Annotated in this window: 23 protein-coding genes and 1 pseudogene; 13 read left to right on the top strand and 11 right to left on the bottom strand. The window is 60.6% G+C overall.

What is annotated here, in order from left to right:
* On the top strand, positions 1-363 hold a 363-nt coding region (locus QD357_RS28595), incomplete at its 5' end, for an aldehyde dehydrogenase family protein (protein ID WP_414125561.1).
* A 30-nt stretch (positions 364-393) separates the two neighbouring features.
* On the opposite strand, the gene QD357_RS28600 is transcribed toward QD357_RS28595, so the two are convergent.
* From QD357_RS28600 to QD357_RS28610, 3 genes are all read right to left on the bottom strand, one after another.
* On the bottom strand, positions 394-1,533 hold the full coding sequence (locus QD357_RS28600; protein WP_414125590.1) for a patatin-like phospholipase family protein: 1,140 nt from the start codon (positions 1,531-1,533) through the stop codon (positions 394-396).
* Positions 1,534-1,750: 217 nt separating this feature from the next.
* A complete protein-coding gene (locus tag QD357_RS28605) occupies positions 1,751-4,903 on the bottom strand; it encodes an efflux RND transporter permease subunit (RefSeq protein WP_414125562.1) in 3,153 nt (1,050 codons plus the stop codon).
* Positions 4,903-6,009, bottom strand: coding sequence for an efflux RND transporter periplasmic adaptor subunit (locus tag QD357_RS28610; RefSeq protein ID WP_183938942.1), 1,107 nt, complete (start codon positions 6,007-6,009; stop codon positions 4,903-4,905). Before QD357_RS28610 ends, QD357_RS28605 begins: the two co-directional genes overlap by 1 nt.
* Positions 6,010-6,168: 159 nt before the next feature.
* Here QD357_RS28610 and QD357_RS28615 point away from each other — a divergent pair.
* The 4 genes and pseudogenes from QD357_RS28615 to QD357_RS28630 all read left to right on the top strand — a co-directional run bounded on the left by QD357_RS28615 (position 6,169) and on the right by QD357_RS28630 (position 9,593).
* A pseudogene (locus QD357_RS28615) lies at positions 6,169-6,854 on the top strand (response regulator).
* A gap of 2 nt (positions 6,855-6,856) precedes the next feature.
* The gene (locus QD357_RS28620; RefSeq protein ID WP_183938938.1) at positions 6,857-8,155 is read left to right on the top strand and encodes an ATP-binding protein; all 1,299 of its coding nucleotides are present in this window, start codon (positions 6,857-6,859) and stop codon (positions 8,153-8,155) included.
* A gap of 123 nt (positions 8,156-8,278) precedes the next feature.
* Complete coding sequence (locus QD357_RS28625) at positions 8,279-9,121, top strand: DUF3313 domain-containing protein (RefSeq protein ID WP_414125563.1); 843 nt, start codon at positions 8,279-8,281, stop codon at positions 9,119-9,121.
* A gap of 55 nt (positions 9,122-9,176) precedes the next feature.
* Positions 9,177-9,593, top strand: coding sequence for a hypothetical protein (locus QD357_RS28630; protein WP_414125564.1), 417 nt, complete (start codon positions 9,177-9,179; stop codon positions 9,591-9,593).
* Here the strand turns inward: QD357_RS28630 and QD357_RS28635 are convergent.
* From QD357_RS28635 to QD357_RS28655, 5 genes are all read right to left on the bottom strand, one after another.
* Positions 9,549-10,430: a hypothetical protein gene (locus tag QD357_RS28635; protein ID WP_414125565.1), complete on the bottom strand. Its 882-nt coding sequence runs from the start codon at positions 10,428-10,430 to the stop codon at positions 9,549-9,551. The genes QD357_RS28630 and QD357_RS28635 overlap by 45 nt on opposite strands.
* 38 nt (positions 10,431-10,468) lie before the next feature.
* Positions 10,469-11,314, bottom strand: coding sequence for an NADP-dependent oxidoreductase (locus QD357_RS28640; protein ID WP_414125566.1), 846 nt, complete (start codon positions 11,312-11,314; stop codon positions 10,469-10,471).
* Positions 11,315-11,442: 128 nt separating this feature from the next.
* Positions 11,443-11,865 (bottom strand): DoxX family protein, encoded by a 423-nt coding sequence (locus QD357_RS28645; protein WP_183938930.1) that lies wholly within the window; start codon positions 11,863-11,865, stop codon positions 11,443-11,445.
* A 30-nt stretch (positions 11,866-11,895) separates the two neighbouring features.
* Positions 11,896-12,270: a glutathione S-transferase N-terminal domain-containing protein gene (locus QD357_RS28650; protein WP_183938928.1), complete on the bottom strand. Its 375-nt coding sequence runs from the start codon at positions 12,268-12,270 to the stop codon at positions 11,896-11,898.
* Positions 12,267-13,115 carry a class III extradiol ring-cleavage dioxygenase gene (locus tag QD357_RS28655; RefSeq protein WP_343069983.1) on the bottom strand — a complete coding sequence of 283 codons (849 nt, stop codon included), beginning with the start codon at positions 13,113-13,115 and terminating at the stop codon, positions 12,267-12,269. The genes QD357_RS28650 and QD357_RS28655 overlap by 4 nt, the downstream gene beginning before the upstream one ends.
* Positions 13,116-13,268: 153 nt before the next feature.
* Between QD357_RS28655 and QD357_RS28660 the strand changes: the two genes are divergently transcribed.
* Entirely contained in the window at positions 13,269-14,192 is a 924-nt protein-coding gene (locus tag QD357_RS28660; protein WP_183938924.1) for a LysR family transcriptional regulator, read from the top strand.
* A 32-nt stretch (positions 14,193-14,224) separates the two neighbouring features.
* Here the strand turns inward: QD357_RS28660 and QD357_RS28665 are convergent, their stop codons facing one another.
* Positions 14,225-15,004 carry a 3-keto-5-aminohexanoate cleavage protein gene (locus tag QD357_RS28665; protein WP_414125567.1) on the bottom strand — a complete coding sequence of 260 codons (780 nt, stop codon included), beginning with the start codon at positions 15,002-15,004 and terminating at the stop codon, positions 14,225-14,227.
* Between the two features lie 85 nt (positions 15,005-15,089).
* On the opposite strand from QD357_RS28665, the gene QD357_RS28670 reads away from it, so the two are divergent.
* The 7 genes from QD357_RS28670 (at position 15,090) to QD357_RS28700 (ending at position 21,703) form a co-directional block, all read left to right on the top strand.
* Positions 15,090-15,980 carry a MurR/RpiR family transcriptional regulator gene (locus QD357_RS28670; protein ID WP_183938920.1) on the top strand — a complete coding sequence of 297 codons (891 nt, stop codon included), beginning with the start codon at positions 15,090-15,092 and terminating at the stop codon, positions 15,978-15,980.
* The gene (locus tag QD357_RS28675; RefSeq protein WP_183938918.1) at positions 15,977-17,305 is read left to right on the top strand and encodes an aspartate aminotransferase family protein; all 1,329 of its coding nucleotides are present in this window, start codon (positions 15,977-15,979) and stop codon (positions 17,303-17,305) included. Before QD357_RS28670 ends, QD357_RS28675 begins: the two co-directional genes overlap by 4 nt.
* A 234-nt stretch (positions 17,306-17,539) precedes the next feature.
* Positions 17,540-18,283 (top strand): glutamine ABC transporter substrate-binding protein GlnH, encoded by a 744-nt coding sequence (gene glnH / locus QD357_RS28680; protein WP_183938916.1) that lies wholly within the window; start codon positions 17,540-17,542, stop codon positions 18,281-18,283.
* A 59-nt stretch (positions 18,284-18,342) separates the two neighbouring features.
* The gene (gene glnP / locus QD357_RS28685) at positions 18,343-18,999 is read left to right on the top strand and encodes a glutamine ABC transporter permease GlnP (protein ID WP_183938914.1); all 657 of its coding nucleotides are present in this window, start codon (positions 18,343-18,345) and stop codon (positions 18,997-18,999) included.
* Between the two features lie 2 nt (positions 19,000-19,001).
* On the top strand, positions 19,002-19,724 hold the full coding sequence (gene glnQ, locus QD357_RS28690) for a glutamine ABC transporter ATP-binding protein GlnQ (protein ID WP_414125591.1): 723 nt from the start codon (positions 19,002-19,004) through the stop codon (positions 19,722-19,724).
* Positions 19,714-20,760 (top strand): C45 family autoproteolytic acyltransferase/hydolase, encoded by a 1,047-nt coding sequence (locus QD357_RS28695; protein ID WP_414125568.1) that lies wholly within the window; start codon positions 19,714-19,716, stop codon positions 20,758-20,760. The genes glnQ and QD357_RS28695 overlap by 11 nt, the downstream gene beginning before the upstream one ends.
* A 10-nt stretch (positions 20,761-20,770) precedes the next feature.
* Complete coding sequence (locus tag QD357_RS28700) at positions 20,771-21,703, top strand: MurR/RpiR family transcriptional regulator (protein WP_183938908.1); 933 nt, start codon at positions 20,771-20,773, stop codon at positions 21,701-21,703.
* Between the two features lie 95 nt (positions 21,704-21,798).
* Here QD357_RS28700 and QD357_RS28705 read toward each other — a convergent pair whose 3' ends face one another.
* Both QD357_RS28705 and QD357_RS28710 read right to left on the bottom strand, forming a co-directional pair.
* Positions 21,799-24,414: a beta strand repeat-containing protein gene (locus tag QD357_RS28705; protein WP_414125569.1), complete on the bottom strand. Its 2,616-nt coding sequence runs from the start codon at positions 24,412-24,414 to the stop codon at positions 21,799-21,801.
* Positions 24,415-24,818: 404 nt separating this feature from the next.
* The gene (locus QD357_RS28710; RefSeq protein ID WP_414125570.1) at positions 24,819-25,511 is read right to left on the bottom strand and encodes a hypothetical protein; all 693 of its coding nucleotides are present in this window, start codon (positions 25,509-25,511) and stop codon (positions 24,819-24,821) included.
* Between the last annotated feature and the right edge of the window lie 410 nt (positions 25,512-25,921).

The following is a 25,921-nucleotide window of genomic DNA, read 5'->3' on the forward strand; positions in this document are numbered from 1 at the left end:
TATGAGGCGACGGTGCTTGCCGATGTTGCCGATGTCACGCCGGCGATGGCTGTCGCGAAGGAAGAGACCTTCGGGCCGGTCGCTCCCCTCTTCCGCTTCAAGGACGAGGCCGATGTCATCGCCCAGGCCAACGACACCKAATTCGGTCTTGCCTCTTATTTCTATGCCAAGGATCTTGCTCGCGTCTTCCGGGTCGCCGAGGCACTGGAATACGGCATGGTCGGCGTCAACACCGGCCTGATCTCGACGGCCGAAGCCCCCTTCGGCGGCGTCAAGCTCTCCGGCCTCGGCCGCGAGGGATCGCGCTATGGCATCGAGGAGTTCACCGAAATCAAATATGTCTGCCTCGGCGGTGTCGTCTGAGGTCAAAAACTAATCCAGGATAGGAGCCCGTCAGCGAAAGACGGGCTTTTCCTTCCACAGGGTCCCCGCGGTGAATTCGGCATATCCCAGAGCATAGACCGCCCGCATATAATTGGTGTTGAACGGATCGAACGTCGAATAGTGAACCTGCGCATCGATCGAGGCGAGATGGAAGCCGGCGCCGGTCAGCCGTGCATAGTTGTAGAGCGCCGTCAGCGCGCTCTGGGTCTGTGATTTGATGAAGATCGAATAGGCCCGCACGATCACCGGAAGAGTCCTGTCAGGCGTGACGGCAAACTCGGGCATGAGCGCATTGTTGACGATCACGTAGAAATCGATGCCCTGCCCTTTGACGGGCATTAGGCGATCGGAACTCGTGAGAAAAGCCTGCGGCATCATGAGGACTTGCGAGGCCGACCCGCCGTCCGAATGCATCTCCTCGAAATGCCGCCCTCCGGACTCGGCCTTGATCATGACTGCCGGATAAACGCCGGGAATACTCGCAGATGCCGTCAGAACATCCTGAAACAGCTTCAAAGCGTCGGGGCGCCCACTATTGGCAATCGCGCCCATGTTCCACATGACGGCGCGCTGGCTATCGAGATTGGTGGTCAGGATGAAGAGGCGGCGGCCCTTGCGATGCTCGGCGGCCACCTGCTGCAGGATCGCCGGCGTGATATAGCGTTCGATCATCCCTCTCAATGGTCCGGCTCGCAGCAGACTCGACCCGAACAGCCCGACGAAGCCCTTGGTCCGGACCAACTCCTGCGCAACGCCGCTGGTATAGAGGTGCACGAGGGTATCGTCATAGGCCGATCCCAGGAAGGCGTAAGGGGCGATCAAGGCGCCGGTACTGACGCCCGTCACGATGTCGAACTGTGGACGGGTCCCCGCAGCACTCCAAGCCGAAAGCACACCGACGCTGAACGCGCCACCCGCACCGCCGCCTGAGATCATCAGGGCGGCGGCTTTTTTGCGCGTCGTCACCGGTGCCCAATCATGGAAATCGCGCGGTGCTTCGTTGAATCGGGCATCGAGATAGATCCGGATTTCGCCGTAGCCGGCAATGGCGGCCTTGCCCGCCTCATTCGCATCGAGAGCCCTGTCGAGGGTCTGCATGCATCCGGACAGGATGAGCAGAAAGGACAGTACGAGAATGAGCGCCCGCATCGGACTGCTGCGAGAAAACCGGATCGATCGGAAGCTCACAGCCCCTCTCCTTCGGACGGCAGGACGCGCAGGCGGCATGACGCCGCCTGCGGGGGGTACACGTCCCGCGGCCTCGTTCCGGGGGGAGGAACGCGACCGAAGAAGTTGCCATGAGCATCGGCAAGTCCTGCTTCTGTTCGGCGCAGATGCATTGGACCAATGACGTCTTGAGAAGGGATCATCTGTGGCTGCGTGCCTGCTTCTGATCGGGCTTGAAAGCGATCGCCTCGCGGTCATTGGATGCCTGCGGCGCCTCGTCGTCGGCACTTTCATGGCTCAGCCCAACCCGCCGCAGGAGCCGCTTGAGCACCTGTTCCAGATCGTCGACGAAGGTGAAGATGACCGGGATGACGATGAGGCTGAGCAGCGTCGACATCATCACGCCGCCGATCACCACGATGGCCATCGGCTGCCGGAAGCTCGAATCCCCGCCCGTCAGGCTGAGTGCAACGGGAAGCATGCCCGATGCCATGGCTATGGTGGTCATGACGATCGGCCGCGCCCGCTTGTGGCAGGCATCGACGAGGGCATCAAATCGGGACATGCCTTGGCGAAGCGACATGATCGCATATTCGATGAGCAGGATGGAGTTCTTCGTCACCACGCCCATCAGCATGAGCAACCCGATGACCGCTGCCATCGAGAAGCTGGTTCCGGTCAGCACGAGTGGCACCAGCGCGCCGCCGAGCGAGAGCGGCAGGGCCATCAATAGGGTGAGCGGCTGCAGGAAGTCATGGAAGAGCAGGACGAGCACCGCATAGATGCAGAACACCCCGATCGCCATCGCAAGCGCGAAACTCTGGAACAGCTCGGAGCTGCGCTGCAACTCGCCCTGCTCCACAAGAGTGACGCCCGGCGGCAGGTGCTGAAGCGCCGGCAGCGCCTGCGCCTCGCGGTTGACATCGCCMAGAATGCGGCCGTTGAGTTCGACGGAGACCGTGACATTGCGCATCCGGTCGATACGGTCGATCTCCGAAGGGCTGCCGCCGATGCGGATATCGGCAATCGATCCGAGATCGACATTGCCATTGGTGCCGGCCACCCGCATGGTCTTGATGTCGTCCAGACTGGTGCGCGTTTCCGGCGAGAAGCGGACGACGATCGGGATCTGGCGCTGCGGCAGGTTGAGCTTCGGCAGGTCGGAGGAATATTCCCCGTTCGTTGCCACGCGCACGGCGCTGGCGATTGCATTCGACGTTACCCCGAGTGCTGCGGCGCGCGCAAAGTCGGGCGTGATCTGAATTTCCGGCGCCTGCCTTGCCGCCGTCGATGTKACCGCACCGATGCCATGCAGCGTGCGCAACTGCTCCTCGAGCGCCGTGCTGGCGCTATCGAGCGCACTGGCATCGTCGCTGGCGAGCGTGATCTCAAGCTTCGTGCCATTGCCGCCGCTGCCCACCTCCACCCGTACGCCGGGGAGAGCGGAGAGCGCCTGCCGGATACTATTTTCGATTTCCGACTGCTTTCGATCCCGATCGGAGATGGGTGTCAGGACTGCCACGATCGTGGCCGATCCGACATCACTCGTGGAGCTGGTATCAGGGCCATTGCTGGAGGATGTCGAACCGACCGAGGAGAAGACATGCATGACGTCGCGCAGCTTGCCGACGATATCCGCAGCCTTGCGGGTCATCGCATCCGTCTGCTCGATGGTGGCGCCGGGTTGCATGGTGAGCGTCACCTGGGTGCGCCCATCGTCCGAAGCAGGCAGGAAGCCCGATTTCAGCAAGGGAATGGTGGCGAGCGAAAGCGCCACGACGACGGCGGTTGCGGCAATCGTGGTCTTCCGGTGCTTCAGAGCCGCCTTGGCGATCGTCATATAGGCGCGCATGATGCGCCCGTCCTTCTCCTCTTTCGGATGCGCCTTCATGAAATAGGCTGCCATCATGGGCGTCAGCAGACGCGCCACCACGAGCGAGGCAAGCACCGCGACGGAGGCGGTGATGCCGAACTGGCGGAAGATGAGGCCCGGTATGCCGCTCATGAAGGCCGTGGGCAGGAAGACGGCGACCAGCGTGAAGGTGGTCGCGATGACGGCAAGCCCGATCTCATTGGCCGCTTCCATCGCCGCATCGATCGGCCGTTTGCCCATCTGTAGGTGGCGGGCGATGTTCTCGATCTCAACGATAGCGTCGTCGACCAGGATGCCAACCACCAGCGACAGCGCAAGCAGCGTGACGATATTCAGGCTGAAGCCGGCGAAATACATGACCAGGAAGGTCGGTATGACCGACAGAGGCAGCGCCACTGCCGAGAGAATCGTCGCGCGCCAGTCCCGAAGGAAGAGCCAGACGACCACGATCGCCAGGATCGCCCCTTCGAAGAGCATGTGCATCGAGCCGTCATAATTATCGATAATCGGCCCGATCGTGCTGTAAGCCTCATCGATCTGCACATTCGGATGGGCGGCTGCGAATTGCTTGATCGCCTTGCCGACGTCAGACGCGACGCCGCTGTCGGAAAAGCCGTTCGAACGCTTGATCTCGACCGCGATCACCGGCTTGCCGTCGAGATAGGCCATCGAGGAACGATCCGCGAAGCTATCCTTGACCGAGGCGATGTCGTCAAGACGGGCCTGCTGGCCGTTGGCCAGGGGGATCCGTAGCCCCTTCAGTGCTTCGACCGATGGCAGGGCGCCCAGCGTGCGCAAGGTCTGGCGGTTGCCGCCGACTTCGCCAAGACCACCGGACGTATCGGCCTGCATGGCCTTTAGCTGCGACGACACAGTGGCCGCGGTGACGCCGACCGATGCCATGGTCTTGGGGTCGAGATCGACATGAACCTCACGATCGACCCCGCCGATGCGATTGACCTGCCCGACGCCCTGCACCGACAGCAGCGCCTTGGTCAGATCATTGTCGACAAACCAGGAAAGCTCGGTCTCGTTGAGAGCGGTCGAGCGGACGGCATAGGTGACGAGCGCGGAACTCTGCACCGTGACCTTGGTGACGCTCGGAGACTCCATCTGCGAGGGCAGATCGGCCTTGACGCTGTCGACGGCATTGCGAACCTCGTTGAGGGCCGTTTCGCTGTCTTTCTCCAGCTTGAAGGAAACCTTGATCGACACGGTGCCGTCGGTGATCGTCGTGGTGATGTGATCGAGATAGCTGAGAGCTGCGAGGCTATCCTCGATGGTGCGGGCGACCTCGGTCTCGAGCTGCGTCGGCGCCGCGCCGTCGAGCGTGGCGGTGACGCTGATGGTCGGAAGGTCCATATCGGGAAAATTCTGGACCGGCAGATGCTTGAAGGCCAACAGCCCGCCGACGGCAAGCATGACAAACAGCAGGATCGCAGGGACAGGGTTACGGATCGAGAAGGCCGAGAAGTTCATCAGTTCGCCTCCGCAATCTTTACGAGGTCATTGTCGGACAGAAAGGCACCGCCCGACGTGACGACTTTCGCCGACCGGTCGATGCCGGAGATGATCTCGACCTCGCCATTGTTGCGGCGGCCGGTTTCCACCCGGATCCGTCGAACCCGCTTATCATCGCCGGCGGTGAAGACGTAGCTGATGCCATCCCGGAACACGATCGCCGTCTCGGGGACGGTGAGCGCCGGTGTGGTCTGCAGCTCGATATTGCCAGTGACATAAAGGCCGGTGCGCGGACGAACGTCGGCCGGAAGCGCGACATAGACGATCGCCCGGCTGGTATCGGTGCTAACAGAGGGCCCGACAAGTCTCACCTTGCCGGCAATGGCATGACCGTCCGGTCCATTGATCGCAACGCTCAAGCCTTCGGAAATGCGCGACAGATAACGCGCCGATACTTCCGCCTGCCATTCGACACGCTGCTGGCGCACCATGCGGAAGAGCTCGGTGCCTGTAGAGACGACGGCACCGAGGTCGGCGGAACGCGAGGTTATGAGGCCATCATCGACGGCAGTGATGGTTGTCTGATCCAGCTTGATCTTTTCGCTGTCGAGCGCGGCTTCCTCGGATGCCAGGCTCGCCGTTGCCGTCTGCTCGTCGGCGAAATATTCGGTGATTTTCTCAGCGGATAGAGCGCCGGAGGAGCGAAGCTGCCGCGCCCGATCTGCGTCGGCCGTGGCTTTAGCGAGTTTCGCCTTGGCGGTCACGACGGCCGCCTCCTGCTTGCGAATATCGGCGAGCACGCTGTCCTGCGAAAGCCGGGCCAGCGTCTGCCCCTTGGTGACCACCGACCCGACATCGACCAGAACCTCGGTGATGCGCAGGCCGCTCGTCTCGGAGGCGATGATTGCTTCCTGCCACGGTTTCAGCCAGCCGCTCGCGGGAACGGTTTCCGGCCAGTCGCGCTGCGCCGGCGCTGCCAGGGAGACAGTGAGCGCGGCTGCAGGTACGGCGGCCTGTTCCGCAATGGCATTGGGGAGAGGGAAAAGAAGCGCAGCCGCGACGAATGCGGCGGCGAATGTCATGGATGGCTTGTTCAACGATGCATTCCTTGCAGGTTCCGGCATGGGCACAGGCTGTTCCTGCCGCGCGACCGATGCCGCCACATCGATCAGTAGCCGGGCGAACGTTAAGTGCGGTCAAGTTAATGTTAAGCTGAGTAAAACTTCGTCCCGCGCTCGCTTTTGTGCTGTATGAATGGCGGATAGGAATGACGGGTAACGTGAATGAACAAGGTTCTTCTCATCGACGACGATGTCGAGCTGACGACGCTTCTTCAGGAATATCTGAGCGAGGAAGGATATGAGGTCGTAACGGACACGGACGGTCGTGCCGCTATTGCCGCCGCCGCCGGCAATACGGTCGACATCATCGTACTCGACATCATGATGCCGCGGATGAACGGGATCGAGGTTCTGCAGCGAGTCCGGAAGCTGAGCCAGGTCCCGGTACTGATGCTGACGGCCAGAGGCGATGACATCGACCGGATTTCGGGCTTGAACCTCGGCGCCGACGACTATGTGCCAAAGCCCTGCTCGCCTGGCGAACTTGCAGCGCGCCTGCGTGCCATCCTGCGCCGGGCAGGTCAACCGGCAAGCGGCGTGTCGACCGATACGCTCAGAGCCGGTCAGCTCGTGATCCACCGGGCAGCAGAACCGCCGAGTGGCGCGGCGCGACCTTGGATCTGACCGGCACTGAATTCAGCCTGCTTGAAGTCCTCGCTCGCGGCGCCGGCCAGCTCGTGTCGAAGCAGGACATCTCGAAGCGGGCCTTCGGGAAGCCGCTCACGCCATTTGACCGCCGCATCGACGTCCATATCAGCAGCGTTCGGCAAAAGCTCGGGCTCCGGGAGGACGGACAATCCTGGATCCAGTCCGTGCGCGGCCAGGGCTACCAACTTCTCGTGGATTGATCATGCCCCGGCTATTCTGGAAGTTCTTCGCGACAATCTGGCTGACGCTTGCAACGACGCTCACGGTCATCATCGTGATCGTCAACCTCTTTCAGATCCCGCCCCCCGGCCGCGACCGGGAGTATCAGGAACGCGCGATCATTCTGAAGCTGACGGCAAACGTGCTCACAACGGATGGCGAGGACGCCGCCGCGCGCTTCGTCCGCACAAGCGAGAATACGGTGCCGCTTGGCCTGACGCTTTCGAAAACCGCGGACGCGAGTGCGTGCGGAAATGAGAGTACGTCGCAGACGAAATCCGTCCTGAAGGACGGAATTTGCTACCGGATCTCCGTGGCGCCGGAACCCAACTTCCTTCTCAATATTATCGACAACCTGGCTCTGCTGGTGCCCTGGCTTTCGATCTTTGTTGCAAGCACGGTCGCCGCGGCGGCTCTCGCCCGATATCTCATTCGTCCCGTCGTGCACCTTCGTGATGGCCTGAGCGCGCTTGCCCACGGCCGTTTCGACGTCCGCATCGGGAACAAGATGGCCGGCCGAAAGGACGAAGTCACCGCGCTCGCGCATGATTTCGATTCCAGCGCCGCGCGGCTGCAGGAACTTCAGGATGCGCAGCAGCGGCTGTTTCATGACGTGTCCCATGAGCTGCGTTCGCCCCTCTCCCGCCTTCAGGCCGCCGTGGGTGTCCTCCGGCAGAATCCTGCAAAACTCGATGTCATGCTGGATCGCATGGATAGGGAGGTCGAACGGCTCGACGTGCTCGTGGGCGAGATTCTAACGCTCGCCAGACTGACCGCCGGCTCCAGCCTGCCTCTGAAAACGCAATCCCTTGATGTCATCGACCTTTTGAACGAGATCCTGGGCGATGCTGCATTCGAGGCCCAGGCCCGCGAGGTCTCGATCACGCCCGGCGTTGGCGGCACGTTTCCGGCTGAAGTAGAAGGCGAGCTGATCTATCGGGCACTCGAAAACGTTATTCGCAATGCGGTTAAATATACCGCAACACATTCAAGCATATCGGTATCCTGTGAGACGACTGGCGATCTCCTCAAGATCCGCGTGACGGATCAAGGACCTGGGGTCGGGCGAGACGAGCTCGAACGCATTTTCCAACCATTTTCCCGTGGCAACAACGCCGTGCCGGAAGGCGGATATGGCCTCGGCCTTGCGATCACCAGACAGGCGATCGAGCGTCACGGCGGGCGCGTCTCCGCATCGCTGCCTGCCGCCGGCGGCTTGGCCATCACCCTCGAAATTCCCCGAAGGCCGAAGGCCTATGCACCGGCAAGCATACGTGCCTGAGCAGGCTCAGCGTCTTTAAACATCTGCCTCTCAGGCTTTTACCCAACTTTACACTGCCTTTACAGCCATTAACGCTGGCGTGGCTAAAAGCTGAACGACGATCACTGTTCAGAAATTTGCCACATGACCTCCAGCTTTCGGCTTACCAACATCCGCCCGCAGACCGCAGCCGTCATTCTGCTCGCGGCGCTTCCCTCTTGTGCCAGCGTGCCGCTGCATCAGGGCACCTCCCTCAGTTCTTATAAGGATATGGCTGCATCGGGAGGGTCGCTGACGAAGGCGAAGCTGCGGGTAGACCCAGCGTCCGTCCTTGTTGCACGCACAGTGCGTATCGTGCCGACATCGGCACAGCTCGGCAACAGCGGCGCACTAGACCCGAAGGGTCTTGCGCTTGTTGCCAACGCCATAGACCGGGCTCTTTGTACCGGCCTCAGTGACCGCTTCCAGGTCGTGGCGGCGAACCAACCGGCGGATCTCGTCGTGCATGCCACTGTCACCGATATCGTTCCAACCAACCGGACGGCCGCGGCGACATCCGCCGTCGCGTCGCTCGGCACATCAGTCGCGCTCGCCATTCCCATTCCAAGGATTCCAATCGGCCTCGGCGGGCTGTCCGTCGAGGCGGAAGCTGTCGGTCAGGATGGAGCGCAGAAGGCGGCCATGCTTTGGTCGCGCGGGGCAAACATGCTGACGACAAAAGCGCGGATCTCCTCGGTCGGCGATGCCTATTCCCTCTCCTCCGCCTTTGGCGGCGACTTCAGCCGCATGCTGGTAAGGGGCCAAGACCCCTTCAAGGGAAAGCCGGCCATACCATCGATACAAAAGATAAAGGCATCGCTCGGCGGCGACCCGAAATACGACGCCTGCAAAGCATTCGGTTCGGCACCGGGCCTCACGGGAGCAGTTGCCGGTCAGTTGGGCTTACCGCCGAGCTGGAGCGACAAGGGAGCGGCGGCTCCGCAATAGACATCCCCACCATTTCGCCACCCGCAACAAATCAAACAAGGAAAGAACATTGATCATGAAAACGCATCTGAAGCTTGCCGCAGCCGCCGCAATCCTTGCTGCAAGTCCTGCATTCGGCACGGAAGGACAGGCTTATCTTGCCGCCCAAAAGGCTGCTGCCATACTCGCCGACGGAGCTCCCTGGACGGCCGACGCGCCCGATGGCAAGACCCTCAAGGTCATCCTCAATAAGGATGGCTCCGGCAGCATACGCGGCCCTTTGCCGTTTGCGCTCTCCGTCACATGGACGGTCAGGGCCGATGCGATGTGCCTTTCCGGAAAGATGGGGACAAAGTGCCTGAGATTCCGTGAGGTTCCCGGCGGCCTCCAGGCCTGGGACGGCGACCAGCCGGATCTGAAGTTCAGTCGCCAGGGTTCCCCGCCGCGTCTATTGAACCAGCCGCGGCGATGCGCTCCCGCTGCTTGCCGATGATCCGCCGGTGCCTGACAATGGCGTCAGGTTCCAGTTGGTGCCGTCGAGGCTCAGGTCGTCGAGCACGATGGCAGTGCGGTCATTGTTCATCGCAAAGGTGGAGTTGAAGTGCGCATTTCGGCTGGGCAAATAGATGATGCCGTTGAGCACCGCATTCTGGTTGCCATTGAAGAGCATGTCGGTCTTCTGCAAGCCAGCCTGCTCGAAGATCAAGATGTCTTTGTATTTTCCATCCGCGGGCGCGGACAGGTCGATATTCACATTGCCGTTGAAGAAGATCTTGGATGTGTCGGCGAAATAGAGCGTCACGTCGTCGCCGACTAAGGTGGTTCCGGAATTGAAGAACCAATCGCCGTTCTTGATCACATAGAGACCAGGCGCCAGTTCGATCCGCGGTGAGCCATTTGCGCTAAGGCCGTTGCAGTAGATCCCCGGTGTGAGCTTGTCGACGGCCTTATTGTCCGGCAGATGTCCGCCCAATTGCTGATCGCAACCCAGCGAACTCACGGCCGGGAGCTTGCCCGCAAAGGGATCATCCGAAGCCGCGCAATTTTTCTCCACAGCCGGATTGAGCTGATTGTTGTAGGAGATCTGAGTACCCTTGATGCAGATGCGCGCAAGCTTCAGTCCGTTGCCGCCATCCGTGAAGGTGGCGGCTGGATAGGCGGCAGAATGGACATGCATCTCACATGAGGTTTTTTGAATTCCCGCGCCTGAATTGACGTAGAGCGCATTCTGCCCGGTATCGAGGAGCAGGATGCAAGGAGCGCCGTTGGAGACTGGATCGGATGATGCGGCAGTTGCAGCGGCGTGAACGGCGACCGGTACCTGGTTCACCCCGACCACGCCGAGAAGTGATGCCGGKAGCGATGCCGTCACGTCACCGGAAATGGTGCCGTCGGAATTGATCGCGAAGGTCGCCGAGGGCGAGTATGCCGCAAGAGAGGAAATGCCGCCCTTAAAATATCGGTGCGGTGATAGAGTTCATGGATGGTCACGCGATTGTCCGTCTTGGCACCCTCGGGCACCGGAACGATGCTCGCGACTTGGCCGCGGTCGCGGACGTGAGCGATGAGATTTTCGGCCACCGGCGCCGCAGCACTGATGGCATAGTCGAAGCCGGGATTTCCCGGTGACGTTGTGATATCCACCGCCTCACCCGCCAACGCGCGCGCTTCACTCAATCGTTCGGGCCGGACGCCAGCCACCGGCTTGGCACCGATCTGCTGGAGATATTGGATTGCCGCGCGGCCGACCGAGCCAAGCGCGCCGGAAACCAGGACGCGATCGCCGGCCTTGACTCCCAGCGCGTCCACAGTCTGACGCCCCGTAAGCCCGGCCTTTACCAAGACCGCTCCTTCTTCGAAGCTTAGTGCCGCCGGCAGTTTGGCGACCGATGTGGCGGGAACGACGCCGAATTCGGCATKAGCCCCTTTGCCGTTGGCCGCGAAGTCGGCAACGACCCGATCACCGATTGCTACTTCGGTGACGCCCTCGCCGACTGCGGCGATGATGCCCGCKGCATCGCCGCCCAATACTGCCGGTAGCGGAAGCGGTATATACTGTGCCATGAAACCCTGGCGCAGGATGAGATCGAAAGGGTTGACGGCCGATGCTTCGATCTTGATCAGGACTTCGCCTGGCCCGGGCTTCGGCGTTTGAATCTCGCCGATCTCGAATTGATCGACATCACCATAGGATTTCAGAAGAGCAGCCTTCATTGCGTGCCTCCAAAAGCTTGTTGTTGCTTTGATTGAATTGGGACTGAGTTGGTTTGCCTGCAGGAAAGCGGGCGGCCGGATCGTCGGCCGGTGATGCGCTCCCGTGACATGACGGGAGCGCATTGGCATTATGCGCCTTCGGTAAGCGACACCTGCTTCGTGGACGGGCGCAGGACATTGTCGAGTGCCCAACTGCCGGGACCGGCAAAGGCGATATAGAGGAAGATGAAGCAGAACATGATGGCGGCTTCGCCCATGTTGAGTGCCGGCCAGAAGCCCTGCGGCGCGTGAGCCATCCAATAAGCGGCGGCCATCTCGCCGGAAGCGATGAAGGCTGCGATGCGTGTATAAAAGCCGGCCGTTATCAGCAATCCGGCCACGATCTCAATCGCGCCAGCAACGAGCATGATCGCGGGCAGCGGATAAGGTACGCCGGGAATGGCGGCGGGGAACTGGAAGAACTTCATCGTTGCATGTTCAAGGAACAGCAACGCGGTCACGATTCGCAAAATTGCGAGGATATGAGGCGTCCACTTGGTTGTGTTCGGCATGGCATTACTCCTGATTGGCTGTTGATATGCTCAAGCGGCTGCGGCCTTGAGCTCGAGATTTTCCTTCCACAGCTTCATCATCGGCTTGAGAGCGCCTTCGATGTAGCTGGCAAGCACGGGCATGTCGGCGGGCACACAGCCCGATTTTGCCGCCAGAAGCGCGATGATCTCGCCGGAATCGGCGATGTAGCGGCCTGGCTCCAGCCGGGCGGCAGGGAAGCTCACCTTGTCGAGGTGACCGGCAAGCTCGGCGCGAATGTCACTCTCCTGTTTCGATCCCGGCTCGCATTCACGGATTTCCACCTCTTCCATCATGCGGGCTTCCCACAGGAACAACCTCACTTTCAGGCAGAAGGGGCAGGCCTTCTTGAAATAGAGGACCGGCTTCGATGCATTCTCGCTCATTGTGTATCTTCCTTGGATGAAAGGGTTGCGGGCACATGGCCGAAGCGGAAGCTGGAGGCGGTAATGCCGCCTGCGAAATCGGTCTGATGGTAGGTGACGGAACCGGGTTCGTCCCTCGCCGCGCCGACCACCACCATCAGCGGAATGAGATGATCTTCACGCGGATGCGCGGCGCGGGCGGACGGGGCCTGTTCCCACTTGAGCAGCCGCTCGGCGCGCTCGTAGGGAGACGAATGGACCAGCGTCTGCTGGAGCCAGGCGTCGAACTGGCGAGACGGCTCGTAGCCGCTGGTGCCCCTGATTTCCCGCAAATTGTGATAGCTGAGGCCACTGCCGATGATCAGCACACCTTCGTCGCGCAATGGCGCAAGGGCCCGTCCTAGCTCAAGATGCAAGGCTGGATCGTAGCCCACGTCCAAGGAGAGCTGAACCAGTGGGATGTCCTCCTCCGGGTAAAGCGGCTTCATGATACTGAACGTGCCATGGTCGAAACCGCGCGTCGGGTCGAGGCTGGCTTCGATTCCGCGCCCATGCAGAAGGTCTTGAACGCGCTTGGCAAGCTCCGGCGAACCAGGCGCATCATATTTGATATGATAGAGGTACTCGGGAAAGCCGTGATAGTCGTAGACCATTCCCGGTCTGGCGCCGGAGGAGATGGCGAAACCCTGCTCTTCCCAATGGCCGGAGATCACCAGCACCGCCTTGGGCGCATTGGCAAGTTCCGCCCGCATCTCGATCAGCGATTGCTCGAGCTTGTCAAAGTTACGGCGAAAATCATCGGTGATATACGGCCACGGACCACCGCCGTGACTGACGAAATAAGTCGGAAGCCGAAACTTGCTCACCTGCTGCATCCTTATTGAACCGCACCAGTCCACGGGTGCGAAATCGCGGGGAAAACGAGTTTTGCCCGTGTTCTTGCAGCCAATGTTAACTTTTCGCAATTGTTGATCAATGCGCCTTACATTGAAGAAACACTTCCTATACGTTGATGATCCATGGATAGTTTGACGAGTCTGCGAGTCTTTTGCACGGTGGCCGAGCTCAGGAGCTTCACGGCGGCCGCAGAGCGCCTTGGCCTTTCGCCGGCCATGGCCAGCAAGCATGTTATGCACTTGGAAAACCGGCTCGGAACCCGGTTGCTGAACCGAACCAGCCGCCATGTCAGCGTGACCGAAACCGGTCTGCTCTACTTCAACCAGACCAAGCAAATGCTCGACGGGCTCGACGAGGTGGAGGCCGCCGTCAGCAATGTCACGGTCATGCCGCGCGGGGTTCTAAAACTCAGCGCTCCGGTGTGGGCTGCCAATACGCTCGTCGCCCAAGCGTTTGCCGAATATCATCAACGCTATCCCGACGTGCGCTTCGATATGGATCTGAGCGGCCGGATCGTCAATCTCGTGGACGAGGGATTTGATCTGGCCCTACGCGCGACGGCTCCCGAACGGCTGGACCCCAGCCTTATTGCGCGCCCGCTGATGAAGGTCACCTTTCACCTCGTGGGTTCTCCCGCCTATCTGTCGCGCACCGGCCGCCCGACCCGGGTGGCCGACCTCAACGGTCACTCGCTGCTGGCCTATAGCGGCATGAATGCAAACGGCAGCATTACCATCGATGGAGCGGAAGGTCCGGCAACGGTGAACCTTCGGCCCATCATGCAAAGCGAAAACGAAATCATGCTGCATCTCGCAGCGCTCGAAGGCATGGGCCTCGTCTTCCTGCCCGTATGGATGACGCAAACCGACGTTGCCGAAGGCAGGCTGGAGATGGTTCTGCCCGATGAGGTTAAATTCACCGCAACCCTGCATGCAGTCTATCCCAGCAGAAAATATCTCTCCGCCAAGGTTCGCACCTTCATCGATTTCCTTGCTTCCAGGAAAAACCTTTGTTCCGGGGCAACCGAAGATCAGTCGGCGAGTTAAGGATCTCGCACGGCGTAACGGATGAACCGGGGCTAGCGCCGAAGGCCCAGATGCCGAAGGGCCGACTCGACGTCGCGCACGAGGTCGGCGTTCGACGCGGCTAAATGACCGTTCACCCGGTAAAGATTGTTCTCGAAACCGACACGGGCATGCCCTCCGAGAAGTGCTCCGGCGGTAACACATGCTGCTTCGTCACGGCCGAATGCGCAGACGCTCCAATGGGAAAAACGCGGCATGTCCAGCGCGAGAAAGGGCAAAAGGTCCGTTGGCGCCGAGGTCTGTCCAACGGTATAGCGTCCCAGCACGTAGAGCACGGGCACATCATCGAACGCCAATAGACCGCGCTGACGATATTCGGCCAAGCGGATCGCCTCCGCAGGCTCATAGAGGATGATCTGCGGCAGCACGTCTTCGCGCTGCATCCAGGCAAGCAGGTCCGCGAAAGCCGCATCGTGGGACGCATCCGGAACAAGTTCACGCAGCGCCAGCGACGCGGCCTGCGGGCGCACGGCCTTCACCACGGCGATCTGTTCGGCGGGCGAATATACTCCCAATGCCTCGCTGGTGATCTGGATCACCATTCGATCCCCTACTTCGGCGCGGATCGCGGCGATCGCGGACCGATAGGCATCGGCATCCAGCAGATGCGTGCCATCCGATTTGCGGACATGGACATGGATCATCGACGCGCCTGCCTCCAGGCATTCGCGGGCGGTGCGCGCCAGTTCCGCGGCCGTCAAGGGAATGGCGGGATGATCCTGTTTCGTGCGGCGCCCTCCATTCGGGGCCACGGTGATAGTTGTCTCCGGCACGCCAACTCCTGCGATCCATATGTTTCATATTAATCACAATGAAACATATGTTGCAATAACGCCCTATAAAGGATACAAATCCGGCATGGAAAAAAATCCTCTTGAAGAGACAATCCTTGCAGCCTTCGACGGCATGTCCGCGCAATTGCAGGCGGCCGCCCGCTATATTCTCGACCATCCTCGCGATATCGCGCTGCTTTCCATGCGCGAGCAGGCGCGACAGGCGGGGCTGCAACCGGCAACGATGACACGGCTCGCCAAGCATCTCGGCTTTGATGGTTACGAGGACATCCGGTCGCTCTATCGCGCCGCGGTTCGCGGCGACGCAGCAAACTTTGCGGGTCGCGTGAGCGAGCAGGCGCAGCACCAGAAGCTGAAGGGCGACCAGTTTCTCGCCGGCGAAATGCTGATGACCTTCGGCAGACAGGCGGGCTCATTGGCAGAACCGGGTTCGCTTGCACGCTTTGCCGAGGTCAGCACCCGCATTTCGGCGGCGCGCGAGGTCTATTGCCTCGGGCTACGCTCCAGCCATGCCTCGGCCTGGCACCTGCACTACATTCTCTCGCTTATCGGAAAACGTTCGACGCTGCTGGATGGGATCGGCGGAACCGGCGCCGATTCGATCGGCCGGGCCGGGCCGCAGGACGTACTGGTGGCGGTGAGCGTCCTTCCCTATACGCGCGCCACCATCGAGATCGCCGACTACGCCCGCGAACGCGGCGTTTGCCTGATCGCCATCACCGACAGCCCGGTTGCGCCGCTGGCGCAGTCGGCGGACATGGCTCTCATCGTTCAGACCGACAGTCCCTCCTTCTTCCACAGCATGGTGCCGGCTTTCGCGGCCGCCGAAATTGTCGGCGCGCTCGTTGCCGGGCACGGCGGCGACGAGACGCTTTTGGCGCTGCGCGAATTCGACGAACGCCTTGCCGCTCTCGGCACACACCTCACGTCCCGCAACATCAGGAAAACACCGTGACCCACCTGCTTCATCGATCCATTCATGCCAGCCTGCCGGTCGCCGTGCGCGGCGAAGGCATTCATTTGTTCGATGCCACCGGCAAGGCCTATATCGACGCCTCCGGAGGTGCTGCCGTTTCCTGCCTGGGTCACGCCCATCCCGACGTGCTTGCTGCACTTCATGCGCAGCTCGACCGGATCGCCTATGCCCATACCGGCTTCTTCACGACCGAAGTGGCCGAAGAACTGGCGGACAGGCTCGTCGCCGATGCGCCGGAAGGTCTCGATCACGTCTATCTCGTCAGCGGCGGATCGGAGGCGGTAGAAGCAGCGCTGAAGATGGCGCGTCAATATTTCGTGGAGAAGGGTGAGCCGCAGCGTCGCCACATCATCGCGCGCCGGCAGAGCTATCACGGCAATACGCTGGGGGCGCTCGCAACTGGCGGCAACGAGTGGCGACGGGCACAGTTCAAGCCGCTGCTGATCGAAACGCATCATATCGATCCCTGCTATGCCTATCGCCTGCAAATGCCCGGGGAAAGCGACGAGGCCTATGCCGCCCGCGCCGCCGGTGAACTGGAGGCTAAGATCCTCGAACTCGGCGCCGATCAGGTCATCGCCTTCGTCGCCGAAACGGTGGTGGGTGCAACGGCCGGCGCCGTTCCGCCGGTCGCCGATTACCTGAAACGCATTCGCGCCATCTGCGACAAATATGGCGTGCTGCTGATCCTCGACGAAGTGATGTGCGGTATGGGCCGCACCGGCACGCTGCACGCCTGCGAGCAGGATGGGGTTTCGCCCGACCTCATGACCGTCGCCAAGGGTCTTGGAGGCGGGTATCAGCCTGTCGGCGCGGTGCTGCTGTCGAAGCGCATCTTCGATGCCTTCGCACTCGGATCAGGCTTCTTTCAGCACGGCCATACCTATATGGGCCATCCGATGGCCGCCGCCGCAGGACTTGCAGTGCAAACCATCCTGAAGCGGGACGGTCTGCTCGGCAATGTCAGGGACATGGGCAACCATCTGGAAACATGCCTCGTCGAGCGGTTGGGCAACCACCACCATGTCGGCGACATTCGCGGCCGCGGCTTGTTCCGTGGCGTGGAACTCGTGAAGGACCGGGCGACCCAGAAGCCGTTCGACGCCGGGCTGAAACTCAATGCCCGGATCAAGAAGGAAGCCATGACCCGTGGCCTGATGGTCTACCCGATGGGCGGCACCATCGATGGGCAGACCGGAGACCACGTTCTGCTGGCCCCGCCTTTCATCGTCGGGAAGAGCGATGTCGAGGCGATTGTCGAAAGATTGGGAGATGCCATCGAGGCCGCAATCGCCTCCATTTAAAAGCTGACAATTACTGAAGAGGGCCCGCGCTGTTCCCCAGCGCGGGCTTTTGTATGTTCGGTGTTCTCCATGGCCGCGTGAAGATGGATTGCCACCCTTTTCGTATGCATTCATTTCAATGCAAAAGATTCATCTTTGCAAATTTTCAATGCGACAAATCCCAAAAAGCATTCTATATTTGCATATAGCGTATCTGAGCAAACTTCAGACGCATCAACGATAAAGGGAACTTCCATGAAACAGCGTATTCGTCATTTGCTGATCGGCGCTTTCGTCGCCGCCCTCTCCTTCAGCCCGGCTCTGGCCAAGGATCTGATCGTCGCCACCGACACCGCGTTCGTGCCGTTCGAATTCAAGCAAGGCGACGAGTATGTCGGCTTCGATATCGATCTATGGGCGGCAGTGGCCAAGGATATCGGCGTCAGCTACACGCTTCAGCCGATGGACTTCAACGGCATCATTCCGGCCCTGCAGACCAAGCAGGTCGATGTCGGCCTTGCCGGCATCACCATCAAGGATGAACGCAAGAAGGTCATCGACTTTTCCGACGGCTATTACGACAGTGGCTTTCTGCTGATGGTCCCGACTGACAGCAAGATCACAGGCCCGGCGGACCTGAAGGGCAAGACGCTGGCGATCAAGACCGGCACGTCGGCAGCCGACTACGCCAAGGCTAATTTCAAGGACACCGAACTGCGCCAGTTCCCGAATGTGGACAATGCCTACATGGAACTCCAGACCGGCCGTGTCGACGCCGCCATGCATGATACGCCGAACGTGCTCTACTACATCAAGACGGCCGGCGCCGGAAAGGTGAAGGCTGTCGGCGAGCAGATGATGGCGCAGCAATACGGCATCGCTTTTCCKAAAGGCAGTGAGCTCGTCGCCAAGGTGAACGCTTCGCTCGCCAAGCTCAAGAAGGACGGCACCTACACGGCCATCTACAAGAAGTGGTTCGGCGCTGAGCCGAAGCTCTGATCGCCCGGTAGCCTCATGCGCGTCGGTGCAGCCGGCGCGCAGTCCACGGGAGTATTCCAATGCAATTCGACTGGTCGGTGGTCATCGATGCCCTGCCTGCTCTTCTCGGCGGCGCTCGCTTGACCGTTCTCATCGCATTTGCGGGTCTTGTCGGCGGCATCGCCGTCGGCGCCGTCGCGGGCTTCATGCGCGCCTATGGCAACTGGCTGCTCAACGCCATCGCCTTCGTCTATGTGGAGATCATTCGCGGCACGCCCATCGTCGTGCAGGTGATGTTCATCTATTTCGCCCTGCCGATACTGGCCGACATCCGCGTCAACCCCATGACGGCCGCCATCACGGCCATCATCGTCAATGCGGGCGCCTACATAGCGGAAATCGTTCGCGGCACGCTGCTTTCCGTCAGCAAGGGCCTCAAGGAAGCCGGGCTCGCACTCGGCCTGCCGATGTGGAAGGTCCTCGCCTATGTCGTCGGGCCAATCGCCTTTCGCCGCATGATCCCGCCGCTCGGCAATCAATTCATCGTCAGCCTGAAGGACACGTCGCTTTTCATCGTCATCGGCGTTGGTGAATTGACGCGGCAAGGGCAGGAGATCATGGCAGCCAATTTCCGCGCGGTMGAGATTTGGACCGCGGTCGCCATCCTCTACCTCATCATGACCGGCGTCCTGACGTTCGCCCTCCGCTTCACCGAAAAGAGGATGCGCATCCTATGAGCATCGTAGAATTCAGAAACGTCACCAAGACGTTCGGTCCGATTACGGTMCTCAAGGATGTCAATCTCAACATCGAGGCCGGCCAGGTCGTGGTGCTGATCGGCCCGTCCGGCTCGGGCAAGTCCACCCTTCTGCGCTGCATCAATGCGCTGGAGGAAATCGATGGCGGTAATCTCGTTGTCGATAATATCAGCGTGCGCGAGGGACGTTCGCGCGTGCGCCTCATCCGCCAGGAAGCGGGCATGGTGTTCCAGCAGTTCAATCTTTTCCCGCAGATGACGGCCTTGGAAAATGTCGCCTTCGGCCCTCGCCGCGTCCGCGGCCTGGGCAAAGCCGAAGCAACCGCGCAGGCCAAAACACTGCTCGCGAAGGTGGGGCTAGCGGAGCGAGGCCATCACTATCCCTCCGAATTGTCGGGCGGCCAGCAACAGCGCGTGGCCATAGCCCGCGCGCTCGCGGTCAAGCCGAAACTGATGCTCTTCGACGAGCCCACCTCGGCGCTTGATCCCGAACTTCGCCAGGAAGTGCTGAAGGTCATGCAGTCGCTCGCCGAAGAGGGCATGACGATGATCGTCGTCACCCACGAGATCGCGTTTGCCCGACAGGTCGGCACTCGATTGATCTTCATGGAGGGTGGCAAGATCACGGTCGACGGCAATCCGACCACTTTGCTCGACAATCCTGAAAATCCGCGCCTTCGTGAGTTCCTCCAGCATGTCCATTGATAGATCCCACCGGCTTTCCTGCATCGCGATTGCCGGCGAGCCGTTCGAAATCGGCCTTCAGCTCGGCCGCCACGGCGCGGATGCCGCCCATGCGCATCTGATCCGCACCCATGCCTGGGCACATGTGACCGGTTCTAAGAATCACGATCAGGTACAGGCTGCGAGACGGCTGACGGAGACGCTTTTTCCTCATTACTTCGAGGAGTTGCGCGGGCTAGCAGCCGGCCTGGAATTGCCGCTAGAGGATGTTTTCGCGTGGAACTGCCGCGGCGACATCTGGGCCATGAGCCCGGATGGCTGCACGACGATACAAATCCCTGGCTCTGAACCCGTCGTCGCGCACAACGAGGACGGCGACCCCGGCCTGCGGCGCGGTTGCGCTCTCGCGACCGTGCGTCCGTCCAAGGGCCGAGCCTTTACCGCATTCGTCTATCCGGCATCCCTTCCCGGCCACACCTTTGCCCTCAACGACGCCGGCTTGGTCATGACGGTCAACAACATTCGCTCCCGCGAGACCGGCGAAGGCCTGCCACGCATGGTCGTGACCCGCGCGCTTCTGGATTGCGGCTCTCTGGATGAGGCCTTCGAACGGGTAAAGACCGCGCCCCGCGCCGGCGCTTTTCATCTGACGCTTGCCCGATCCGGGGAGGCCGATATCCTCAGCTTGGAGTTCACCCACAAGCACCTGTCCGTCCAGACCGTGCGCAGCCCCTCCAGCCACGCCAATCATCTGATCCACGCGGGTATCCGCGCGGAGCAGCAGCTCGTTACCGGTTCTTCGAACTCGCGGCAGGAGCGGGCGGATGCAATGATTGCGGAAGCCGGCGGCAACGTCGATCCTCTCGCTATCCTCCACGATACGACACAAAGCGCCTTACCGATCTATCGCCAGCAGCCCGACGATCCGGATAATGAAAACACGCTGGCAACCGCCTATTTCAAGATCGGTACGGACAAGGTCGATTGCACGATCTATGATGGAAACGAGACTTCTCCGCGTTTCCGCTTTAAGAGCGATGCGTTCAGTCCCGCATGAGGCAAGATGAATGACCACGATAAGCGCATCGAAAAGCTCCCCGCGTCCGCAAACACTTGAGGAGCTTCGGGCGCTGACGGTCGACATCCGACGCGGCAATACCGATCTCTCGCTGGGAGGCAAGGCGCTCGGGGTTCTCTCCCGACTTGTCGATACGCCTGAACAGACGGCGGTCCGCACGATTTCCGAATTGGCTGAAGGGCTCGGCATCAACCCATCCACCTTGACCCGGCTCGCCAAGCGGCTGGGTTACGGCGGCTTCGGGGATTTTCAGGATGTTTTCCGGGAAGCGATTTCCGATGACGGGCGCTATTTCTACAGCCGCCAGGCTGGCCGGCTGATTTCGATCAAGGAGGAAGCCGACGAGGAAATCCACGTTTTCGAGAAACTGGCGGCCGAATCGAAGATCAATATCGACGGCTTTCTCGCGCAGCTCGACGGTCCCGAGCTGCATGCAGCGGCGAACAGACTCGCCCATGCGAGGCGTGTGCGCGTTTACGGAGTGCGCCAGTTTCACGCTTTCGCGAGCTTTCTTACCTATGGATTGGCGATGTTGAGAAGCGATGTCGCCCTGCTCGATGCGCCGCGCCTTGGCGAAGCGGAGGGGCTTGCCCAGCTCGAGCCCGGCGATGTCCTTGTCGTTGCAAGTTGCGCGCCTTATACGCGAAATGTCGCCGAAGTCGCGGCCCTCGGTGCTCGCCGGGGGCTCGACGTCATCGCCGTAACGGATACCCGATCGTCTCCCCTCGTCCCGCCTGCCCGCCATGCATTTCTGGTGCCGCATGCAAGCAGCTTCTTCAGCAACAGCATGGGCGCCTATATCGTCTTCTGCGAGGGCCTGCTCAACCTTGTTGCCAGAGCGCTGGCCGACGGCGCCATTGACGCGCTCGCCAAACGCGAAGCGCTGATCCGCGATCTTCGCATCGAAATCGATCGCGATTGATGCTTGCCCGATCATTCTGCGTCGGCAAGCTGCAGATCGTGGTTCCAAACCAACGTCTGCAGCTTCCCGCTATTTCGCCATAGCAGGCGTCGTCGTTAGCTATAGGCAGCATAGGCCGCAATGATCGCCTCGACTTGCGCCGAGTCCAATGCCGCCGCCTGGGCTGTCGTGATAGCGTATAATTGAGCGCTGGACAGGATGGAAATATCATAGGTTGACAGTCCCGCCAGGCCGCGAGTGCCAATCGCTTCGATTTGATTGGTCGATAACGTCTCGATATCCTTCGACGACAGGGCGCCGATCTCTGCGGAGGTCAGAGCCGCGATMTGCGTCGTGGTCAATGAACCGATCTGCGTCGTCGACAGCGCGGCAATCTGGCTGGTCGTCAACGCTGCGATCGAGGCGGTCTTCAACGAGGCAACTTGCGTCGTCGTGAGTGCGGCCACGGCGACGGTGCTTAGAGCTGCAACCTGCTTCAGGCTCAAAGCACCGATCTGCGTTGAACTCAAAACGTCGATCTGCGTCGTCGACAGCGCGGCAATCTGGCTGGTCGTCAGCGCCGCGATCTGCGCCGTCTTCAAAGCTGCGATCGTACCGGTGCTGAGCAGCACGACGTTAGCAGTGGAAAGCTTCGAGAGGGCAGTCGCGCTGAGGGCGCCGATTTGGCTGCTCGACATTGCCGCAATATCCACCGTCGAGAGGGCGCCGACCTCTGTGGCAGAGAGAGCGGCGATCTGCGTCGTGGTCAACGCGGCAACCTGCGTCGTCGACAATGCCGCGATCTCAGCGGTGGTCAGCCCAGTGATCGAAGCGGTCTTCAGCGCTGCGATTTGCGCGGTCGAAAGCGTGGCCACGGCGTCGGTGCCCAGAGCTGCAACCTGTTTCGCGCTCAACGCACTGATCTGTGTGGAACTCAAAACATCGATCTGCGCCGTCGACAGCGCCGCGATCTGACTGGTCGTCAGCGCCGCGATCTGCGCCGTCGTCAAGCCGGCGACCGTGCTGGTGGTGAGCAGTGCGACATTATCGGTGGACAGCTTCGATAAGACCGAAGCGTTGAGGGCGCCGATTTGGCTGCTCGACAGCGCCGCAATATCCTTTGACGACAGTGCAGCGACCTCTGTGGCAGAAAGAGCGGCGATCTGCGTCGTCGTCAATGCGCCGATCTGCGTTGTGGACAGCGCCGCAATCTCATCGGTGGTCAGTCCGGCGATCGAGGCGGTCTTCAGCGCCGCGATTTGCACGGTCGAAAGCGTAGCCACGGCGTCGGTGCCAAGAGCCGCAACCTGCTTCGCGCTCAAAGCATTGATCTGCGTGGAGCTCAAGACATCGATCTGCGTCGTCGACAGCGCCGCAATCTGACTGGTCGTTAGAGCCGCGATCTGCACCGTCTTCAAGGCGGCGACCATGCCGGTGGTGAGCAATGCGACATTATCGGTGGAAAGCTTCGAGAGGGCCGTCGCGCTGAGGGCTCCGATTTGGCTAGTCGACAGCGCCACAATATCCTCCGACGACAGGGCACTGACCTCTGTAGCAGAAAGAGCGGCGATCTGCGTCGTCGTCAATGCGCCGATCTGTGTTGTGGACAGCGCCGCAATCTCATCAGTGGTCAACCCGGCGATCGAGGAGGTCTTCAGCGCCGCGATTTGCGCAGTCGAGAGTGCGGCCACGCCATCAGTGCCCAAAGCCGCAACCTGCTTCAAGCTCAGAACGGCCAACTGCGTGGAACTCAAAACGTCGATCTGACTGGTCGTCAGCGCCGCGATCTGACTGGTGGTCAGAGCCGCGACCTGCGCCGTCTTCAAGCCGGCGATCGTGCTGGTGGTGAGCAACGCGACATTAGCAGTGGAAAGCTTCGGCAATACCGACGCGCTGATGGCTCCGATTTGGGTGCTTGACAGCGCCTCAATGTCTTCCGACGAAAGGGCACCGACCTCTGTGGCAGAGAGAGCGGCAATCTGCGCCGTCGACAGCGACGCGATCTGCGTCGTCGACAGTGCCGCAATCTCACCGGTGGTGAACCCGGCGATCGAGGCGGTCTTCAGCGCAGCGATTTGCGCGGTCGAGAGTGCGGCCACGCCGTCGGCGCCTAGAGCGGCAACTTGCCTCATGCTCAGAGCACTGATCTGTGTGGAGCTCAAAACATCAATCTGTCCAGTCGTGAGCGCAGCGATCTGGCTGGTCGTCAGCGCAGCCACCTGCGCCGTCGTCAAGCCGGCGACCGTGCTGGTGGTCAGCAACGCGATATTAGCAGTGGAAAGCTTCGACAAGACGGACGAGCTGATGGCCCCGATTTGGCTGCTCGACAGCGCCACAATATCCTCCGACGACAGGGCGCCGACCTCTGAGGCAGAGAGAGCGGCGATCTGCGTCGTCGACAGCGACGCGATCTGCTCCGTCGACAGCCCCGCGATCTGAGTGGTGGTCAGCCGTTTCACGTCAACCGTGGAGATCCCCGCAATCTGGACCGACGATAGAACGGCCAGTTGATCTAGCCCCAAGCCCACAATGGCGCTCGCCGATATTGCATTGATTTGCTTCGAGCTAAGGACAGCAACGTCCTCGGTATCCAACGCGGCGATCTGGACTGAGGTCAGCGCATTGACTGCGCTTGTGCTCAGCGCCGCAACCTCGTCCGTGCTCAGAGACGCTATGGTGGCTGTGGAAAGAGCTTTGATCGCAGTGGCAGACAGAGAAGAAATGATTGTCATAGACGAGCGTTCCAAATGTTAGCTTGATCACGCCTTACCGGTCAGGCCGCCATGGTGCTTCGGACGGCTGGCGACGCGGCGGCAGAGGCGTCGGAATAAACGCGATGCKAACTAGCTGACTGCTTTTGTTTTCATAGTGCCCGCGCTACTCGCTAGGATGTTTCTTGTTAACACCCGTAACAGTGGCACCTGATCCGAAGCTTGCGCGTCTTGGCTTTTTGCCGCGGCGACCTGCCGCGAGTGATGTCCTCCTGATAGGGACCAGGAAGTCTTCGTCACCCTCAATAGAGATGGCGCCCTGGTTCTTCTCCGGCTGAGTGGCGGCAGTCCCCGGTTCATTCACTGCAGAAATCTCGTCCTGATTGGTCAGATATAAAGCCCCCCGGGGGGGCCCTACCTGCCGGTCAAGGCTGCTTCCGAACTGAGCCAACGACCAATCGGCCGGCGCTTCCGTCGGACAGCTTCACTTTCCCCCAGGCTGACATGAGGTCCGGCGCTCTCGTGACCTCGGCCTGCCCGGTGCGACCGTCCGAGCATTTCATCGGAAGAGTAACAGTCGGACGCCGATCCTTCAGGTCGTAGGCGCCGGAGCATTTCACCGAATGCCGTGACGACTGGACCGAGAAGCGGCCATTGCCGTGCGACGCGATCGTGGAGCCTTTGAACGTCTCACCGGAATCCATTTTCGCCGAAACCGGAAGAACTATGTCGCCTTCTCCATGACCCTGCGGCTTCGGCAGGCTGGAAGCGGAGATCCTCAAAGCCCTCGAAATGCTGGGATTCATGACGTGACCTTGGACAAACTGAACATAGTCGTCGTAGGGGATGGTTCCTTTCGCGTAAGCGGTGAGAATCCGACGGCAAAACTCAAGGCGGACATTAGCCTCCGGAACGCTCATCAGCTTCGCAAGCTTCTTTTGCGCGTCCGGTTCGATGCCGCTGTGGCTGCATGCCTCGATGTTCCAATTGAGAACCGTGGCATCGCTTAGTCGATTTCTGTCATATTCATAGCCGCCCCTGGTCGTAACCGGCGCGGCGTTCGCCGACGCAGAAAAAACCGCCACAGTGGCGGCCACCAAAATCACAAGCTTTTTCATTTCGCGCCTTTTCCTTGGTCTGCGCAGCGCTCGCGAATCGCCCTGATTTCGTGCGCCGTATTGCTCTCCTGATGCGATCAATACACCGTAGGATTTTAAAATCAAAGACTACACGCTGCTTGAGATTGTCGACCCGAAAGCAAGGTCTACAAGCTGTGCCTTATCCCCCGTAGCGCGCCAAAATTTCGATGCGCCCGATGGCACCGCCCGCAGTCCATACGCTCTACCAACTGGCGAATTTTTGGCGCAGCAGATATCGCGCCCATTTCGCCACCTTCAGATCGTGACGTTTGGACCGCTGGATAACGTCCTTCAATTCCTTTCGCGTTACCCCTTGCAAAATTATCGATAAAAATATTTTCTATCCATAATTTGAATCTGGAGGACGTGCGCAGTGGAAAGAACCAGCC

The organism is Rhizobium sp. BR 317, assembly GCF_047445835.1.
In the GTDB taxonomy this organism is placed as follows: domain Bacteria; phylum Pseudomonadota; class Alphaproteobacteria; order Rhizobiales; family Rhizobiaceae; genus Rhizobium; species Rhizobium paranaense.

What these genes read in the sequence shown, in the direction of transcription:
- QD357_RS28660 (WP_183938924.1), top strand. Translation starts at nt 13,269, where the DNA reads ATGGATAGTTTGACGAGTCTGCGAGTCTTTTGCACGGTGGCCGAGCTC.
- QD357_RS28695 (WP_414125568.1), top strand. Translation starts at nt 19,714, where the DNA reads ATGTCCATTGATAGATCCCACCGGCTTTCCTGCATCGCGATTGCCGGC.
- QD357_RS28620 (WP_183938938.1), top strand. Translation starts at nt 6,857, where the DNA reads ATGCCCCGGCTATTCTGGAAGTTCTTCGCGACAATCTGGCTGACGCTT.
- QD357_RS28645 (WP_183938930.1), bottom strand. Translation starts at nt 11,865, where the DNA reads ATGCCGAACACAACCAAGTGGACGCCTCATATCCTCGCAATTTTGCGA.
- QD357_RS28630 (WP_414125564.1), top strand. Translation starts at nt 9,177, where the DNA reads ATGAAAACGCATCTGAAGCTTGCCGCAGCCGCCGCAATCCTTGCTGCA.
- QD357_RS28710 (WP_414125570.1), bottom strand. Translation starts at nt 25,511, where the DNA reads ATGAAAAAGCTTGTGATTTTGGTGGCCGCCACTGTGGCGGTTTTTTCT.
- QD357_RS28625 (WP_414125563.1), top strand. Translation starts at nt 8,279, where the DNA reads ATGACCTCCAGCTTTCGGCTTACCAACATCCGCCCGCAGACCGCAGCC.
- QD357_RS28600 (WP_414125590.1), bottom strand. Translation starts at nt 1,533, where the DNA reads ATGCGGGCGCTCATTCTCGTACTGTCCTTTCTGCTCATCCTGTCCGGA.
- QD357_RS28700 (WP_183938908.1), top strand. Translation starts at nt 20,771, where the DNA reads ATGACCACGATAAGCGCATCGAAAAGCTCCCCGCGTCCGCAAACACTT.
- QD357_RS28610 (WP_183938942.1), bottom strand. Translation starts at nt 6,009, where the DNA reads ATGCCGGAACCTGCAAGGAATGCATCGTTGAACAAGCCATCCATGACA.
- QD357_RS28670 (WP_183938920.1), top strand. Translation starts at nt 15,090, where the DNA reads ATGGAAAAAAATCCTCTTGAAGAGACAATCCTTGCAGCCTTCGACGGC.
- QD357_RS28650 (WP_183938928.1), bottom strand. Translation starts at nt 12,270, where the DNA reads ATGAGCGAGAATGCATCGAAGCCGGTCCTCTATTTCAAGAAGGCCTGC.